The organism is Streptomyces sp. 4N124, from assembly GCF_052245395.1.
GTDB lineage: Bacteria > Actinomycetota > Actinomycetes > Streptomycetales > Streptomycetaceae > Streptomyces.
In genome coordinates this window covers 56,802-70,778 of the sequence record NZ_JBQQBS010000024.1, presented here as the reverse complement: position 1 = coordinate 70,778, position 13,977 = coordinate 56,802, and the positions used below count along the sequence as shown (strand labels likewise).

The window sequence follows — 13,977 nt, the reverse complement described above, 5'->3', positions numbered from 1 at the left end:
TCGGCGGCCGGACGCAGGTGAGCGGCGCGGTCTATCCGGCCTGAGCGTCCGGCTCCTCCGGCGGGGACCAGGGTTGGCCTGCCATCATGCCGCCCAGGCCCGCCCAGGCGAAGTTCATCAGGGTCGCGGCGGACTGGCGTGCGGTGACGCCCGGGGTCGCGTTGGCCCAGGCGGCGAGGGACTCGGCGGCGCCGACCAGGGCCTCCGCGAGGCCGGCGACCTCACGCTCCGGCAGGTCCGGGTCGTGGTGCGCCTCGCGGGCGCCGGCCAGGATCAACTGCGTCACGAACGCGACGAGCTCCTCGCGCATCGCGGTGACCTCGGCGGCGAACGGCTCGCCATGCGTGCGGGCCTGGAGATGCAGCACCGACCAGCCGTCCGGGTTCCGCGCGGTGTGCGTGAAGAACGCCCGCAGTCCCGCCCAGAGTTGGCGGTCGGCGGGCAGACCCGGGTCGACGCCCTTGCGGACCGCCTCGGTGAGCGCGGTCGCCTCCCGGCGGATGCACGCCGTGAAGAGGTCTTCCTTCGAGTTGAGGTACAGATAGACCAACGGCTTGGAGACGCCCGCGAGTTCGGCTATCTCGTCCATCGACGCGGCCATGTATCCCCGCTGGCCGAAGGTCTGCACGGCGGCGTCGAGCATCTGCTGCTCACGTACGGCACGCGGCATCCGCTTGGTCTTCACGGCACCCATGGGGTCAGCCTACGGTTCGCAGGCCGCGGCGGAGCCTTAAGAGGCATGCCCCTGCGCACGGGAGGCGTCGTCCGCCACGTCCTCCTGGGAGCGGTTGGCGTCCAGGTTGGCCTTCACCCGGTCCACTTTCTGGACGATCCGCACCGACGCCCGGTCCCGCTCCTTGCGCAGCACCACGAAGCTGATCGGGGCCGAGATCACCAGGGCGAGCAGCACGACCCACATGCCATTGGACGCGCCGAGCCCGCGCGGGGCCAGGCCGGAGTAGACAAGGCCCCAGACGACCACGAGGCAGCCCACGAAGATCCCGAGGCGCATCAGTGTGTAGCGGAGCATCTCAATCCACTCTTCCGATTCCAAAAAGGTCCGTCGTCCAGTGAAGCACGCGCACCTCCCGATCTTGGAGGGGGGTACGGCGGTCAGCTCAGCGTCAGCAGCATGTGGACGTCGTCCCGGTCGTCCCCGGGAGCGACCCGGATCGCGCCGGGAACCCGGCCGACCTCCTTGTAGCCGCAGGAGCCGTAGAACCGCTCCAGTCCGTTGCCGCCCCGGCAGGTGAGCCGGACCGCCTCGATGCCGTCGAAGCCGCGCGCCGCGTCCTCGGCGGCGGCCAGCAGGTCACGGCCGTAGCCCCGGCCCTGATGCCGCGGGTGCACCATCACCGTGTACAGCCACAGCCAGTGCGTCATCAGCCGGTGCATGTTGAACGTGAGGAACGCGGTCGCCGCGACCTGCCCGGACTCGTCGTGCCCGACGAGCAGCCGGGTGCGGCCCTCCGCCATCGCCGCGAAGTGCTTCACCAGCTCCGGGCGTATCGCCTCCCGCGTCACCGGGGGCACGAAGCCGACGGAGCCGCCCGCGTTGGAGACGTCGGTCCACAGGTCGAGAATGCCGTCGCGGAGGGTGGGATCGACGGCGGGGTCCAGGGTGAAAGTAAGGGACACGCCAGCATCGTAGCCATTACGACAGTGCTCGCGCCGCCACCTTCAGGTCCGAGACCAGCCCCTCGTACGCCGCCCTCCGGTCCTTGTCGTCCTGTGCCCGCAGCACCGACGACGGATGCACGGTCGGCACCAGCCGCTCCTGACGCCCATGGATCTCCTCCAACAGGACCGTCCCGCGCACCTGCGTCACCCGGAACGACGACCCGAGCAGCGCCTTGCCAGCGGTGGCGCCGAGCACGATGATCAACTCCGGCTCCACGACCGCCAGCTCGGCCGCGAGCCACGGCCCGCACGCCGTCATCTCACGCAGCGTCGGCGCCTTGTGGATACGGCGCTTACGGGGCTCGGCCTGCGTGAACTTGAAGTGCTTGACGGCATTGGTGACATAGGCGTCCGCCGGGTCTATTCCGGCTTCCTCCAGCGCACGGTCCAGGAGGTGCCCGGCGGGTCCGACGAAGGGTTTGCCCTGCCGGTCCTCCTGATCGCCGGGCTGCTCGCCGACGAGCATGACGCGGGCGTCCGAGTTCCCGGCGCCGAAGACGGTCTGGGTGGCGTCCCGGTGGAGCGGGCAGCCGCGGCAGTCGGCGGCTGCGCGGCGCAGGGCGGGGAGACCGCCGCGGTCGGGGAGAAAGGGTTCAGCGGCATAGGCGTCCTCAGGAGCCTTGGTGCTGGGCATGCCGCCCGAGTACCCGTAAGGCACGGAAATCCCATCGATGTGTCACTGAGATACAAGAGCCCCCCACACCGACCAAAAGAAAATGACAGGCCTCTGCTACACGAGAGGCGACGAGGTCCCACTTCCATGACCGAAACCACCACGCCACACGCAACGGACAAGGCAGCCGGCGACCCCGCGGCGGATGTCGCGAACCTGATGCAGATGATCGCCGGCGGGGCGATCCTCCAGACGCTGCACGCGGTTGCCGAACTCAACATCGCCGACCACCTTGCCGACGGAGCACGTACGGCAAAGGAGGTGGCCGCGCGCGAAGGCAGCCATGAACGGGCCACCTTCCGTCTGATGCGTGCGGCCGCTTCGCTGGGAGTGCTCAGCTACGAAGGGTCGGGGCGCTTCGGCCTGACCGGGCGGGGGCAGCTGCTGCGTACGGGCGTGCCGGGCTCCCTGCGTTCCTTGGTGCTGATCCAGGCCGGGGAGTCGCACTGGCAGCCCTGGAGTCTGTTCCCCGAGGCAGTGCGGCAGGGCACGAGCCAGGCGAAGAAGGCACTGGGCGCGGACGTCTTCGACTACTACGCGCGGCCGGAGAAAGCCGACAAGGCCAAGCTGTTCGCCGAGTCCATGCGCGACCTGGCCGGCATGGTGACCCAGGGCATCCTGGCCGAGGCCGACACCGAGGGCCTGTCCACCGCGATCGACGTCGGTGGCGGGGACGGACACCTCGTACTGGGACTCATGGAGGCCAATCCCGCTCTGCACGGGAAGGTACTCGACCTGCCGCACGCCCTCGATGACGCGATCCGGCAGGCCGGACAGCGGGGTCTGTCCGACCGTTTCTCCGGTGTGCCGGGCGACTTCTTCCTTGAGATACCCAGCGCGGACCTCTACCTCCTCAAGACCGTGCTCCACGACTGGGACGACGAGCGCTGTACGACGATCCTGCGCAACTGCCGCTCCGCGGCGCGCGACGGTGCCCGCGCCCTGGTCGTGGAAATGCTCGTCGACCACGAGATCGGCAAGCCCGACTTCGCCACCATCGCGGACGTGACCATGCTCTGCGTCACGGGCGGCATCGAACGAGACCTGGACGAGTTCGACGCGCTCTTCGCCACCACCTGCTGGCGCCGCGGCAGGACTTACCCCGTCGGCGGCGGCTATCACGCAATGGAACTCGAAGCCATCTGACCTACGGGTTCAGGGGTTCACGGGTTCACGGGTTCACGGGTTCAGGAGAATGCCATGTCAACAATTCTCATTACCGGTGCCAATCGGGGAATTGGCTACGAGACGGCCCGAGCCCTCATTGCCGAGGGCCACACCGTATGGCTGGGCTGTCGGGACAAGGCCCGAGGGGAGCGCGCCGCCGACGAGTTGGGCGGACAATTCGTACGGCTCGACGTCACCGACGACGCCTCCGCCCGAGCCGCCGCCGCGACCATCGGCCAACTCGACGTACTGGTCAACAACGCGGGTCTGCTGGAGCCGCCGACGCACATCGGAGACCTCACGTCCGACCTCGTGCACCAGGTCTTCGACACCAATGTCTTCGGTGCCGTCCGCGTCACGACAGCCTTTCTGCCTCTCCTGGCGGAGTCGGCGCGGCCGGCGGTGGTCAACGTGACCAGCAGCATTGGCTCGTTGGCCAAATCGGCCGATCCGAACGACGAGTTCACCGCCTACCCGCAGGACGTGTACCGCGCTTCCAAGGCGGCCCTCAACATGTTCACCGTCCAGTACGCCAAGGCATACCCGGCTATGCGCATCAATTGCGTCGACCCTGGTCTGACCGCGACCGACATGATGGGCGGTCAAGTGGGCCAGCCGCCGACCCAGGCAGCCGCGATCGTCGCCAGGGTCGCTCTCCTCGGGCCCGACGGCCCGACCGGACAGTTCCTCGGCGCCGACGGAGTCGTACCGTGGTGACCTGGAACGTGCTCAAGGGCTGACCACTGACCGCCTGGCGCTACGTCAGCCAGGGCGCCGCCGCACCCTGGCTGCGCTCGCTCTGCCTCAGCCTCAGCCTCAGCCTCAGCCGATCGTCGCCTCGATGATCGAGTAGGGAGTCGACGTCGGCACGACCCTGTCGATGGTGATACCGGCGGCGTTCAGCAGCGACTCGTACTCCGCCCGGGTGCGTTCCTTCCCGGAGCCCATGGCGAGCATGGTGAGGTCGATCGTCTTGGCCACGTGCGGCTCGGCGCCGTCCGGCACGATGGCCTCGAAGATCAGCACTCGGGCTCCCGGCCCACCTGCCTTGGCCGCTGACTGGAGCAGGCTGACGGAGGCGGCGTCGTCCCAGTCGTGGAGGATGTAACTGAGTACGTAGATGTCCGCGACGGGCACGCTGTCGAAGAAGTCACCGGCGACGACCTCGACCCGGTCGTCGAGTCCCCGGGCGGCGATGTTGGACCGCGCCGCCGGCGTCACCGCGGGGAGGTCGAAGACGATCCCCCGGCGGTCGGGCAGATCCTTGATGAGTTCGGCCAGGACGCTGCCGTCGGCTCCCCCGATGTCGGCGACGAGCTCACCGGCGGGCAGTTCGTAGTCGTCGAACATGCCGGTGCGGAAGCCGTTGGTGACCGCGGCCATCGCATCGCTGAACTGCCGCGTTCGGTCCGGTTCTTCGGTCACCCAGTCGAAGAAGGGCTTGCCGAGGTAGTGGTCCGCGGCGGGCTCACCCGTCCTGAGCGTGTGGAGCAGATCGCTGAACGGCGCGTAGTGGGTCTCCATCCACATGAGCGCCACCGCGCGCACCGAATCGGCGGCGTTCCGGGACAGCGTCGCGCCGATGGGTGTCAGGGACACTCGATCGCCGTCGAGGATGAACACCCCCATCGAGGCGAGCGTGCGCAACAGACGGCGCAGGGGCTCGGCCTTCGCGCCGGATTTCTCCGCCAGTTCGCTCACCGTCAGCGGGCCCCCGGCCTCGTCCAGCATCGTCGGCAGGTCCAGCTTGGCCACGACGTAGACGGCCTGGGAGACCTGAAAGCCTCCGGTCATCTGCAACATGATGTCCGTCGGCTTCGGCATCGGGGGGTTCATCAGCACTCTCCTCTTTGTCCTCATTCATGCGAAGCACCCGGAACCGCCCTGGGTTTGCTCCTCCCGCCGAAGCTTTAGGAAGGTCGGCGCGGCACGACCTTGAACCACAGCGGCATCAGGACGGAACATCCGCGCCACGAGACAACGTTGTCGGGGCGCATGGAGGTAGACGATGAACAACGCTGTACCGCAGGCCGAGGGTTCGCGCGGGGCGTTCTTACTGGACTCCACCAGCGTGGGCGCCGGGCCTCGCGGGTTCGACGCCTTACGGCACGCGTGGGAGACGCAGATCGGCGATGTCTTCCGGCTGCCGAGCTTCAGTCCGGCCACGATCAGTGACCTCCGGGTCAAGGGCCGCGCCGCCAAGGTGCGCGACGTGGCCATCTCCGATGTCCGCATCGCTTCGGCCCTCTCGGGCACTCCGGGTGACGATCACGATGCGGTGGTGATGCACGTGGTGCGGCGCGGCACATGGACGGTGGATGAGCCGCCCCATCGCGGCGAACACACGGTTTCGGCCGGGCAGTTCCGCCTCCGGCACTTCGGACGGCCCTATGCGTTCGAGACGGCGCCGCACACGACGACGAAGATCCTCGCTCTGCCCACCGCAAGCCTCGGCCCCGTGCTCGGGAACCGGGTCATCACCGGGCCGGCGGACTCGGCCGAGGTGCGCCTGCTGGTGGCCCACACGAACATGGTCCACGCCACCATCGCCGACCTCGGCCCGGCCGGTGTGCACGCTGCTCACAGCGCCCTGATCGAGCTGGCCAAGGCGGTGGTGCGGGGCCGGTTCGACGATGTGGAGCCCCGGTTGGCTCCGGCGCTCGCCCAGGCCGCGAAGGACCTCGCGGACCGCCATCTCACCGATCCCGAACTGTCTCCGGCGATGCTGGCGCGTCAACTCAACGTCTCCCTCCGTACGTTGCAGCGGGCGTTCGCCGCGTCGGGAGAGTCGGTGGCCGCCTACATCCGCGGGCGGCGGCTGGAAGAGGCCCGCCTCGCGCTCACCGCCTCGTCCGGCCGGTGGAGCGTCTCCGAACTCGCCGCCCACTGGCACTTCGCCGACAGCAGCCATTTCATCCGCGCCTTCAAGAAGCAGTACGGCCGAACACCCGCCGATTACGCGGACGTGACCAGGCCGGCCGACAGATGACCCAGCCTTGCGCCTCCGCCCCGCCGCGTGTTCAGTCGGTGCTCGACCGGCCGGCCTTCCACGCGCGGTAGTGCTGCTCGGGGTTGTCGGTGAACGAGGCGTGGCGGGGGCGCCAGCCGAGCAGCCGGTGGGCCTTGGCGCTCGTGACGAGTTCGTCCTGGTCGGCAGCCATCTGCATCATCCCGCCGGCCTCCGCGGTCTCCAGGACGATCTCGCCGGTGTGGCCGGCCGCGCGCACGGCGACGCGCTGCATGTCCAGGGCGGGCAGGCGCTGGTCGTCGGCGACGACGAACACCTCGCCGTCCACAGCGGTCGGGTTGTCGAGGATGCGGACGTAGGCGTCGGCGAGGTCATCGACGTGCACCCAGCTCCAGCGCTTGGCGGTGTCGCCGTAGAAGACGGGTTTGCCTGCCTCGGCCGCGGCGAACCACTCGCCGGTCATGGAGGTGGTGGCGGGCCCTCCGTACATGAACCCGGGGCGGACCACAGTGTGCGCAAGGCCGCCGGCGGCCAGCTCCTTCTCCAGGACGAAGCGGAAGCCGAGGGGGCTTTCGGGGTTGCCGGGCGTGTTCTCGTCCATCAGCGGCAGGCCGGTGCGGCCGTACGAGGAGATGCCGGTGGTGAACACGAGGTGCCGACGGCGCCCGTCACGCTCCTGAGCGGCGACGAGTTCGGCGAACAGGCGCTGGTCGCCGCCGAAGGGGTCGCTCATCTCCATGAGCAGGTGAACGACCGCGTCCGTGCCGTCCAGGTGACCGCGCCAGGTCTCGGGCTTGGTGAAGTCGCCCTCGACGGGGGTGACTTCGCTGATGGTGAGGTCCCGGGCACCCTGACCGGTGGTGTCGCGGGTCAGGCCGAGGACGCGGTGGCCGGCACGGGCCAGGGCGGCGCAGACGCGCCGGCCGGCATAGCCGGTGGCGCCGATGACGAGGATCTGCATGTTCGTTACTCCGTGTGGTGTGCGTGGTGTGGTGTGCCGGTGCGGTATCGCGGTCAGGCAGCAGGAGTGGTGGTGAAGAAGCGGGCGAGCCGGTCGGCAGTCCATGCCGGGTTGTCGGCGGCGAAGGTGTGTGCGGCGGCGGGAACGATGTCCGCGCGGACATCCATGGCCGCCTGGCGGGCGCCGTCCAGCAGGACGCCCTGGGGCAGTCCGTGTTCGCCGTTGAGGATCAGCACCGGCATCCCGACCGGGCCCCCGACACCGGACCCGCAGCACTGACCCCCGACGAACTCCTTCTGTGGCGGAGCCTGGGGCGACTGGTTCACGCCCTGCCGCGCGCGCTGGAGGAGGACATGGCCCGAACCGGCGTGACCATGACCGAGTTCGCGGTCCTGCTGCTCTTGAGCGAGGCACCCGACCGGCGCATGCGTATGTCCGCACTCGCTGCCGCGGCCGGTCTCACACCCTCCCGGATCACCCGCGTGGTCGAAGGGCTGGCCCACCACGACATGGTCCGCAAGGAACGTCACGACAACGACGGACGTGGCAACGACGCCATCCTCACGGACACCGGTCTGCAGGCCATGCGCTCGGCCCAGGCCACCCACCTCGCCAGCGCACGGCGGCGCGTCCTCGACCACATCCCTGAGCGCCTGGTGCCGGATCTCGCCCGGGCCCTTGCCGGGACCACCCAAGCGCTGTACCAGCCCTGAACTGCGGTGACGCGGTTCAGGGCTGGAACGTGACTGCCTCCGAAATCACACCCGCATCGGCTGCGGCGACTCCCGGCGCTCCGGGTCCGGACCCTCGTACTCCCGAATGATCTCGTACCGCGTGTTCCGCTCCACCGGCCGGAACCCCGCATCCCGGATCAGGTCCAGCAGATCCTCACGGGTGAGCTTGTTCGGCGTGCCGAAGTCGTCCGCGTCGTGCGTGATCTTGTACTCGACCACCGACCCGTCCATGTCGTCGGCGCCGTGCTGGAGGGCCAGCTGCGCGGTCTGGACGCCGTGCATGACCCAGAAGACCTTGACGTGCGGGACGTTGTCGAAGAGGAGACGGGAGACGGCGAAGGTCTTCAGGGCCTCCGCACCCGTCGCCATCTGCGTGCGCGCCTGGAGCCGGTTGCGTACCTTGCCGTCCTTCATGTCGACGAAGTCGTGCTGGTAGCGCAGCGGGATGAAGACCTGGAAGCCGTTCGTCTCGTCCTGGAGCTCACGGAGCCGGAGAACGTGGTCGACGCGGTGCCGCGGCTCCTCGATGTGGCCGTACAGCATGGTGCACGGGGTCTTCAGACCCTTCTCGTGCGCCAGCCGGTGGATGCGGGACCAGTCCTCCCAGTGGGTGCGGTGGTCCACGATGTGCTGCCGCACCTCCCAGTCGAAGATCTCCGCGCCGCCGCCGGTGAGGGACTCCAGCCCGGCGTCGATCAGCTCGTCGAGGATCTCGGACGCGCTCAGCCCGGAGATCGTCTCGAAGTGGTGGATCTCCGTCGCCGTGAACGCCTTGAGCGACACGTCCGGGAGGGCCGCCTTCAGCTCGCGCAGGGAGCGGGGGTAGTACCGCCACGGAAGATTGGGGTGCAGCCCGTTGACGATGTGCAGCTCGGTGAGGTTCTCGCCCTCCATCGCCTTGGCGAGCTTCACGGCCTCCTCGATGCGCATCGTGTACGCGTCCTTCTCGCCCGGCTTGCGCTGGAACGAGCAGTAGGCGCAGGAGGCCGTACAGACGTTGGTCATGTTGAGGTGCCGGTTGACGTTGAAGTGCACGACGTCGCCGTTCTTGCGCGTCCGCACCTCGTGCGCCAGCCCGCCCAGCCAGGCCAGGTCGTCCGACTCGTACAGCGCGATGCCGTCCTCACGGGTCAGCCGCTCACCGGCCCTGACCTTCTGCTCCAGCTCGCGCTTGAGCCCGACGTCCATGCCTTTGCCTCTCCTCGTGACGAACCCCGACAACCGTACGCCTATGCCTCTTCCGGCAGCTCACCCACCCGGTTCTCCCACTTCGTGGAGAGCACGATCGTCGTACGGGTCCGGGAGACGCCCTTGGTGCCGCTGAGCCGGCGGATGATCTTCTCCAGGCCGTCCACGTCGGCGGCGCGCACCTTGAGCATGTAGGAGTCCTCGCCGGCGATGAACCAGCAGTCCTCGATCTCGGAGAGATCCCTCAGCCGCCGGGCCACGTCCTCGTGGTCGGTGGCGTCGGAGAGTGAGATGCCGATCAGGGCGGTGACGCCGAGGCCGAGCGAGGCGGCGTCGACGGTGGCGCGGTAGCCGGTGATGACGCCGGCCGCCTCCAGCCGGTTGATGCGGTCGGTGACGCTGGGTCCCGACAGGCCGACGAGGCGCCCCAGCTCCGCGTACGAGGCCCGGCCGTTCTCTCTCAGGGCCTGGATGAGCTGCCTGTCCACCGCGTCCATGCGATTCGAAGCCTTCCGCTGATTCCGACGATTGGAGATATGGAGATGACAAGTTTTCGGGTGTTGTGGCTCGGTGGTTCAGGTCGGGCCGGACCCGCCGCCGAGTTCGCCCTTCCAGCGGCGGTAGAGGTCGTGCTCGACACCGGCCGCGTCCATGACCCGGCCGGCCACGAAGTCCACCAGGTCCTGGATGTGCGTGGCCCCCTGGTAGAACGCCGGCGAGGTGGGTACGACGGTCGCGCCCGCGTCGTCCAGTGCCACCAGGTGGCGCAGGGTCTGCCCGTTGAGGGGTGCCTCGCGTACGGCGACGACGAGCTTGCGGCGCTCCTTGAGGGACACGCTCGCGGCACGCTGGAGCAGGTCCTTCGACAGCCCGAGCGCGACGCCCGCGACGCAGGCGGTGGAGGCGGGCACGATCAGCATCCCCTTGGCGGGGTACGACCCCGAGGACGGGCCCGCGGCCAGGTCCCCGGCGCTCCAGTACCGTACGTCGGCGAGGTCCGCGGCGAAGGCGTCCGGCTTGCCGTCGGCCCCTCGCGCCAGCCATTCCCGCAGGTCGTCCTGCCAGTGGGCGTCCCGGAAGGCGATCCCGGTCTCATCGAGCAGGGTGAGCCGGGAGGCGCGGCTGACGACCAGGTCGACACTCTCGCCCGCGGCCAGCAGCGCGCGCAGCACAGCGGCGGCATACGGGGTGCCGGAGGCGCCGGACACCCCTACGATCCAAGGCGTTCGCCCCGTCTCTCCTGGCTTGACTCGGTTCACGACACCGAGCCTATCCGGCTCCGCGAGCCGGGAACCGGCCGAGGGGTGCGGACCGTTGCTATGAGTGACGGGCTAGGGCCTGTCTTTCGGATCAGCCCGACTCCGAAAGACGGCGCTGTGCAACTCCGGTGAGCGGGGCCTGGTGCGTGCAACTGTGCGTGCCGGGCCCCGCGACCCCGGGATGATCCGAAAGACAGGCCCTAGGGGCTGGGGGATGCCATGGCGGGTATGGGCGCGGGCGCGAGTGGGCGGCCGGACGGGGGCTTGGGTTGGCGGCCCGGCAAAGGCCGGCGTTGGGGTCCAGGTGCCGGAGCCGGTGCGGGCCTCGCGTTGACGCGTGGTGACCGGGCGAAGACCGCGGCCAAGCTGATGGTGGGCTGGGTGGCCCTGTTGTGGCTGCTGGAAGTGGTGGACGTGATCAGCGGCCATGCGCTGGACGGCCTCGGCATCACCCCGCGCAAACCGTCCGAGCTGATCGACATCGTGCCCGCCGCCTTCCTCCACTTCGGCTTCGCCCATGTCGCCGCCAACAGCGTGCCGCTGCTGGTCCTCGGCTTCCTCGCGGCCCTCGGCGGCCTGCGCCGGTTCGCCCTCGTCTGCGCACTGATCATCGTCGCGGACGGACTGGGCGTATGGCTCATATCCCCGGCGCACAGCAACACCGCGGGCGCCTCCGGCCTGATCTTCGGCCTCTTCGGCTTCCTCCTGGTGACCGGCTTCGTGGAACGCCGCCCACTCGGCATCCTCGTCGGCCTCCTGATAGCCGCGGTCTGGGGCGGCTCCATCCTGGCCGGCCTCGCACCCACCCAGACGAGCGTCAGCTGGCAGGGCCACTTGATCGGCCTGGTGTCGGGGGTCGTGGCGGCGTTCATGTTCCGCCGCCACAGCAACGCCCCGTAAGGGGCGCGGGGCTGTGTCGATTTGCGGCTCCGCCGCGTGGGCGCGACAAGCCCCCACCGGCCCGCAGACAACCAACGACAGACCACCCCTAGACGCTCAGCCCCCGCACCATCAGATCCAGCAGCGCACACACGAACAACGCAATCCCAATAAACCCGTTGACGCTGAAGAACGCCCTGTTCAGCCGAGACAGATCATGCGGCCGCACAATCGAGTGCTCGTAAATGAACGCACTCGCGACGATCAGCAGACCGAACCAGAAGAAGAAGCCCGCGTCAGTGGCCAGGGCGTACCAGACGAACAGCGCCGTCGTCACGGCATGGCACACCCGCGCGCCCTGCACCGCCGCCGGAATCCCGAAGCGAGCCGGAACCGACATCACCCCGATCTCACGATCGGTCTCGACGTCCTGGCAGGCGTAGATCAGATCGAACCCACCGATCCAGATACCGACGGCGAGCCCCAGGATCACCGCGTCCCAGGACCACTCACCGGTGATCGCCAGCCACCCGCCGACCGGCCCCATCGCCTGGGCGAGACCAAGGATGGCCTGCGGAAAGTTCGTGAACCGCTTGCCGTAGGGATAGACCACCATCGGAATCACCGCGACGGGCGCGAGGGCCAGACACAGCGGATTGAGCAGCGCCGCCGAGCCCAGAAAAACCACCACGGCGATCAACGCACCGGTCCAGGCATGCTTCACCGACATCGCCCCGGTGACCAGCTCACGGTGCGCCGTCCGGGGATTGCGCGCGTCGATCTCACGGTCGATGATCCGGTTCACGGCCATCGCGAAGGTGCGCAGCCCGACCATGCAGATCGTCACCAGGAGCAGCCGGCCCCAGTGGATGTTCTTGTCCCACTGGAACATCGCGGTGAGCGCGGCGATGTACGCGAAGGGAAGCGCGAAGACCGAGTGCTCGATCATCACCAGACGCAGGAACGCCTTGGTGCGTCCCGGCTGCGGGATCGCGGCGGAAGCCGAACTCACAGGCCGTACTCCTTCCACCGGCGGTCGACCTTCGCCGCCGTCTCCGGGTCGGACAGCACCATCTCGGGCCACCCGCCGTCCCGCGTATAGCCCTCCTCGGGCCACTTCTTCGTCGCGTCGATGCCCGCCTTGCCGCCCCAGAACTGCTGATAGGAGGCGTGGTCGAGATGGTCGACCGGACCCTCCACGACCGAGAGGTCGCGGGCGTAGTCCGTGTTGCCGAGGGCCCGCCAGGCGACCTCGTGCAGATCGTGGACGTCACAGTCGGCGTCGACGACGACGATCAGCTTGGTGAGGGACATCATGTGCGCACCCCATACAGCGTGCATCACCTTTTGGGCGTGCTTGGGGTACTTCTTGTCGATCGAGACGATCGCACAGTTGTGGAAACCCCCGGCTTCCGGCAGGTGGTAGTCCACGATGTCCGGGACGATGACCTTCAGCAGCGGGAGGAAGAAGCGTTCCGTTGCACGGCCCAGCGGTCCGTCCTCCGTCGGGGGGCGGCCTACGACGATCGACTGCAGGAGCGGCCGCTTCCGCATCGTCACGCAGTCGATGGTCAGGGCGGGGAAGGGCTCCTGCGGCGTGTAGAAGCCGGTGTGGTCGCCGAAGGGCCCCTCGGGCAGCATCTCGCCCGGCTCCAGCCAGCCCTCCAGAACGACCTCCGCCTGCGCCGGAACTTGCAGCGGCACGGTCTTGCAGTCGACCATCTCGATCCGCTTGCCCGCGATGAACCCGGCGAACAGGTACTCGTCGATGTCGCCGGGGAGCGGCGCGGTCGAGGCGTAGGTCACGGCAGGCGGACACCCGAAGGCGATGGCGACCGGCAGCCGCTCACCGCGCCGGGCGGCGACCTGGTAGTGGTTCCGGCTGTCCTTGTGGATCTGCCAGTGCATGCCGATGGTGCGCTTGTCGTGGCGCTGGAGGCGGTACAGGCCGAGGTTGCGGATACCGGACTCGGGGTCCTTGGTGTGGGTGAGGCCCAGGTTGAAGAAGGAGCCGCCGTCCTGGGGCCAGGTGAACAGCGCGGGCAGGTCGTCGAGGTCGACCTCGTCGCCGTACAGCGTGACTTCCTGGACGGGTGCGTCCTTCACCTTCTTCGGCGGTACGTGCGTCATCGCGCCGAGTTTCCCGAAGGCCTCGCGTACGCCGACGAAGCCGTGCGGCAGCTCGGGGCGGAGCAGGCCGCCGATCTTCTCGGAGATCTCGGCGTACGACTTCAGGCCCAGCGCCTTCAGCAGGCGCCGGTCGGTCCCGAAGACGTTCATGGCGAGCGGCATGCTGGAGCCGCGCACACTCTCGAAGAGCAGCGCCGGGCCGCCCGCCTTCTGGACCCGGTCGACGACCTCCCCGACCTCCAGATACGGGTCTACCTCGGCCTTGATGCGCTTGAGGTCACCCTCGCGCTCCAGCGCCCTGAGCAGGGAGCGAAGATCGTCGTAAGCCATGTGTCCAG

At 68.8% G+C, this 13,977-nt stretch carries 17 protein-coding genes; 5 read left to right on the top strand and 12 right to left on the bottom strand.

Features of this window, described 5'->3' with window-relative positions; genetic code table 11:
• Positions 1 to 31: 31 nt before the first annotated feature.
• The 4 genes from ACTWQO_RS24110 to ACTWQO_RS24095 all read right to left on the bottom strand — a co-directional run bounded on the left by ACTWQO_RS24110 (position 32) and on the right by ACTWQO_RS24095 (position 2,314).
• A complete protein-coding gene (locus tag ACTWQO_RS24110; RefSeq protein WP_443239428.1) occupies positions 32 to 694 on the bottom strand; it encodes a TetR/AcrR family transcriptional regulator in 663 nt (220 codons plus the stop codon).
• Between the two features lie 36 nt (positions 695 to 730).
• Positions 731 to 1,030: a DUF4229 domain-containing protein gene (locus tag ACTWQO_RS24105; RefSeq protein ID WP_443239427.1), complete on the bottom strand. Its 300-nt coding sequence runs from the start codon at positions 1,028 to 1,030 to the stop codon at positions 731 to 733.
• 83 nt (positions 1,031 to 1,113) lie between these two features.
• Positions 1,114 to 1,638 carry a GNAT family N-acetyltransferase gene (locus tag ACTWQO_RS24100; RefSeq protein WP_443239426.1) on the bottom strand — a complete coding sequence of 175 codons (525 nt, stop codon included), beginning with the start codon at positions 1,636 to 1,638 and terminating at the stop codon, positions 1,114 to 1,116.
• A 16-nt stretch (positions 1,639 to 1,654) separates the two neighbouring features.
• Entirely contained in the window at positions 1,655 to 2,314 is a 660-nt protein-coding gene (locus tag ACTWQO_RS24095; protein WP_443239425.1) for a UdgX family uracil-DNA binding protein, read from the bottom strand.
• 126 nt (positions 2,315 to 2,440) lie between these two features.
• Here ACTWQO_RS24095 and ACTWQO_RS24090 point away from each other — a divergent pair, with 126 nt between their 5' ends.
• Positions 2,441 to 3,499: a methyltransferase gene (locus ACTWQO_RS24090; RefSeq protein ID WP_443239424.1), complete on the top strand. Its 1,059-nt coding sequence runs from the start codon at positions 2,441 to 2,443 to the stop codon at positions 3,497 to 3,499.
• Between the two features lie 54 nt (positions 3,500 to 3,553).
• Positions 3,554 to 4,237, top strand: coding sequence for an SDR family NAD(P)-dependent oxidoreductase (locus ACTWQO_RS24085; protein WP_443239423.1), 684 nt, complete (start codon positions 3,554 to 3,556; stop codon positions 4,235 to 4,237).
• 105 nt (positions 4,238 to 4,342) lie between these two features.
• Here the strand turns inward: ACTWQO_RS24085 and ACTWQO_RS24080 are convergent, their stop codons facing one another.
• Positions 4,343 to 5,356, bottom strand: coding sequence for a methyltransferase (locus ACTWQO_RS24080; RefSeq protein WP_443239422.1), 1,014 nt, complete (start codon positions 5,354 to 5,356; stop codon positions 4,343 to 4,345).
• Positions 5,357 to 5,528: 172 nt separating this feature from the next.
• On the opposite strand from ACTWQO_RS24080, the gene ACTWQO_RS24075 reads away from it, so the two are divergent.
• Positions 5,529 to 6,509, top strand: coding sequence for a helix-turn-helix domain-containing protein (locus tag ACTWQO_RS24075; RefSeq protein WP_443239421.1), 981 nt, complete (start codon positions 5,529 to 5,531; stop codon positions 6,507 to 6,509).
• A 31-nt stretch (positions 6,510 to 6,540) separates the two neighbouring features.
• On the opposite strand, the gene ACTWQO_RS24070 is transcribed toward ACTWQO_RS24075, so the two are convergent.
• Positions 6,541 to 7,449: an NAD-dependent epimerase/dehydratase family protein gene (locus tag ACTWQO_RS24070; protein ID WP_443239420.1), complete on the bottom strand. Its 909-nt coding sequence runs from the start codon at positions 7,447 to 7,449 to the stop codon at positions 6,541 to 6,543.
• 53 nt (positions 7,450 to 7,502) lie between these two features.
• Positions 7,503 to 7,691, bottom strand: a complete 189-nt coding sequence (locus tag ACTWQO_RS24065; protein WP_443239419.1) for a hypothetical protein — start codon at positions 7,689 to 7,691, stop codon at positions 7,503 to 7,505.
• Between the two features lie 111 nt (positions 7,692 to 7,802).
• On the opposite strand from ACTWQO_RS24065, the gene ACTWQO_RS24060 reads away from it, so the two are divergent.
• Positions 7,803 to 8,162 carry a MarR family winged helix-turn-helix transcriptional regulator gene (locus tag ACTWQO_RS24060; RefSeq protein WP_443239418.1) on the top strand — a complete coding sequence of 120 codons (360 nt, stop codon included), beginning with the start codon at positions 7,803 to 7,805 and terminating at the stop codon, positions 8,160 to 8,162.
• A 45-nt stretch (positions 8,163 to 8,207) separates the two neighbouring features.
• On the opposite strand, the gene mqnE is transcribed toward ACTWQO_RS24060, so the two are convergent.
• From mqnE to ACTWQO_RS24045, 3 genes are all read right to left on the bottom strand, one after another.
• The gene (gene mqnE / locus ACTWQO_RS24055; protein ID WP_443239417.1) at positions 8,208 to 9,371 is read right to left on the bottom strand and encodes an aminofutalosine synthase MqnE; all 1,164 of its coding nucleotides are present in this window, start codon (positions 9,369 to 9,371) and stop codon (positions 8,208 to 8,210) included.
• 41 nt (positions 9,372 to 9,412) lie between these two features.
• On the bottom strand, positions 9,413 to 9,868 hold the full coding sequence (locus tag ACTWQO_RS24050; protein WP_210581025.1) for an Lrp/AsnC family transcriptional regulator: 456 nt from the start codon (positions 9,866 to 9,868) through the stop codon (positions 9,413 to 9,415).
• Positions 9,869 to 9,946: 78 nt separating this feature from the next.
• Positions 9,947 to 10,630 (bottom strand): UbiX family flavin prenyltransferase, encoded by a 684-nt coding sequence (locus ACTWQO_RS24045; RefSeq protein WP_443239416.1) that lies wholly within the window; start codon positions 10,628 to 10,630, stop codon positions 9,947 to 9,949.
• Between the two features lie 369 nt (positions 10,631 to 10,999).
• On the opposite strand from ACTWQO_RS24045, the gene ACTWQO_RS24040 reads away from it, so the two are divergent.
• Entirely contained in the window at positions 11,000 to 11,530 is a 531-nt protein-coding gene (locus tag ACTWQO_RS24040; protein ID WP_443239480.1) for a rhomboid family intramembrane serine protease, read from the top strand.
• Between the two features lie 88 nt (positions 11,531 to 11,618).
• Here ACTWQO_RS24040 and mqnP read toward each other — a convergent pair whose 3' ends face one another.
• On the bottom strand, positions 11,619 to 12,521 hold the full coding sequence (gene mqnP, locus ACTWQO_RS24035) for a menaquinone biosynthesis prenyltransferase MqnP (protein WP_443239415.1): 903 nt from the start codon (positions 12,519 to 12,521) through the stop codon (positions 11,619 to 11,621).
• Positions 12,518 to 13,969 carry a menaquinone biosynthesis decarboxylase gene (locus tag ACTWQO_RS24030; RefSeq protein ID WP_443239414.1) on the bottom strand — a complete coding sequence of 484 codons (1,452 nt, stop codon included), beginning with the start codon at positions 13,967 to 13,969 and terminating at the stop codon, positions 12,518 to 12,520. The genes mqnP and ACTWQO_RS24030 overlap by 4 nt, the downstream gene beginning before the upstream one ends.
• Between the last annotated feature and the right edge of the window lie 8 nt (positions 13,970 to 13,977).

Excerpts from the sequence above, each read along its gene's own strand:
- ACTWQO_RS24030 (WP_443239414.1), bottom strand. The coding sequence starts at position 13,969 with ATGGCTTACGACGATCTTCGCTCCCTGCTCAGGGCGCTGGAGCGCGAG.
- ACTWQO_RS24040 (WP_443239480.1), top strand. The coding sequence starts at position 11,000 with ATGGTGGGCTGGGTGGCCCTGTTGTGGCTGCTGGAAGTGGTGGACGTG.
- ACTWQO_RS24060 (WP_443239418.1), top strand. The coding sequence starts at position 7,803 with ATGGCCCGAACCGGCGTGACCATGACCGAGTTCGCGGTCCTGCTGCTC.
- mqnE (WP_443239417.1), bottom strand. The coding sequence starts at position 9,371 with ATGGACGTCGGGCTCAAGCGCGAGCTGGAGCAGAAGGTCAGGGCCGGT.
- ACTWQO_RS24110 (WP_443239428.1), bottom strand. The coding sequence starts at position 694 with ATGGGTGCCGTGAAGACCAAGCGGATGCCGCGTGCCGTACGTGAGCAG.
- ACTWQO_RS24075 (WP_443239421.1), top strand. The coding sequence starts at position 5,529 with ATGAACAACGCTGTACCGCAGGCCGAGGGTTCGCGCGGGGCGTTCTTA.
- ACTWQO_RS24085 (WP_443239423.1), top strand. The coding sequence starts at position 3,554 with ATGTCAACAATTCTCATTACCGGTGCCAATCGGGGAATTGGCTACGAG.
- ACTWQO_RS24050 (WP_210581025.1), bottom strand. The coding sequence starts at position 9,868 with ATGGACGCGGTGGACAGGCAGCTCATCCAGGCCCTGAGAGAGAACGGC.
- ACTWQO_RS24105 (WP_443239427.1), bottom strand. The coding sequence starts at position 1,030 with ATGCTCCGCTACACACTGATGCGCCTCGGGATCTTCGTGGGCTGCCTC.
- ACTWQO_RS24065 (WP_443239419.1), bottom strand. The coding sequence starts at position 7,691 with ATGCCGGTGCTGATCCTCAACGGCGAACACGGACTGCCCCAGGGCGTC.
- ACTWQO_RS24080 (WP_443239422.1), bottom strand. The coding sequence starts at position 5,356 with ATGAACCCCCCGATGCCGAAGCCGACGGACATCATGTTGCAGATGACC.
- ACTWQO_RS24095 (WP_443239425.1), bottom strand. The coding sequence starts at position 2,314 with ATGCCCAGCACCAAGGCTCCTGAGGACGCCTATGCCGCTGAACCCTTT.
- ACTWQO_RS24070 (WP_443239420.1), bottom strand. The coding sequence starts at position 7,449 with ATGCAGATCCTCGTCATCGGCGCCACCGGCTATGCCGGCCGGCGCGTC.
- ACTWQO_RS24090 (WP_443239424.1), top strand. The coding sequence starts at position 2,441 with ATGACCGAAACCACCACGCCACACGCAACGGACAAGGCAGCCGGCGAC.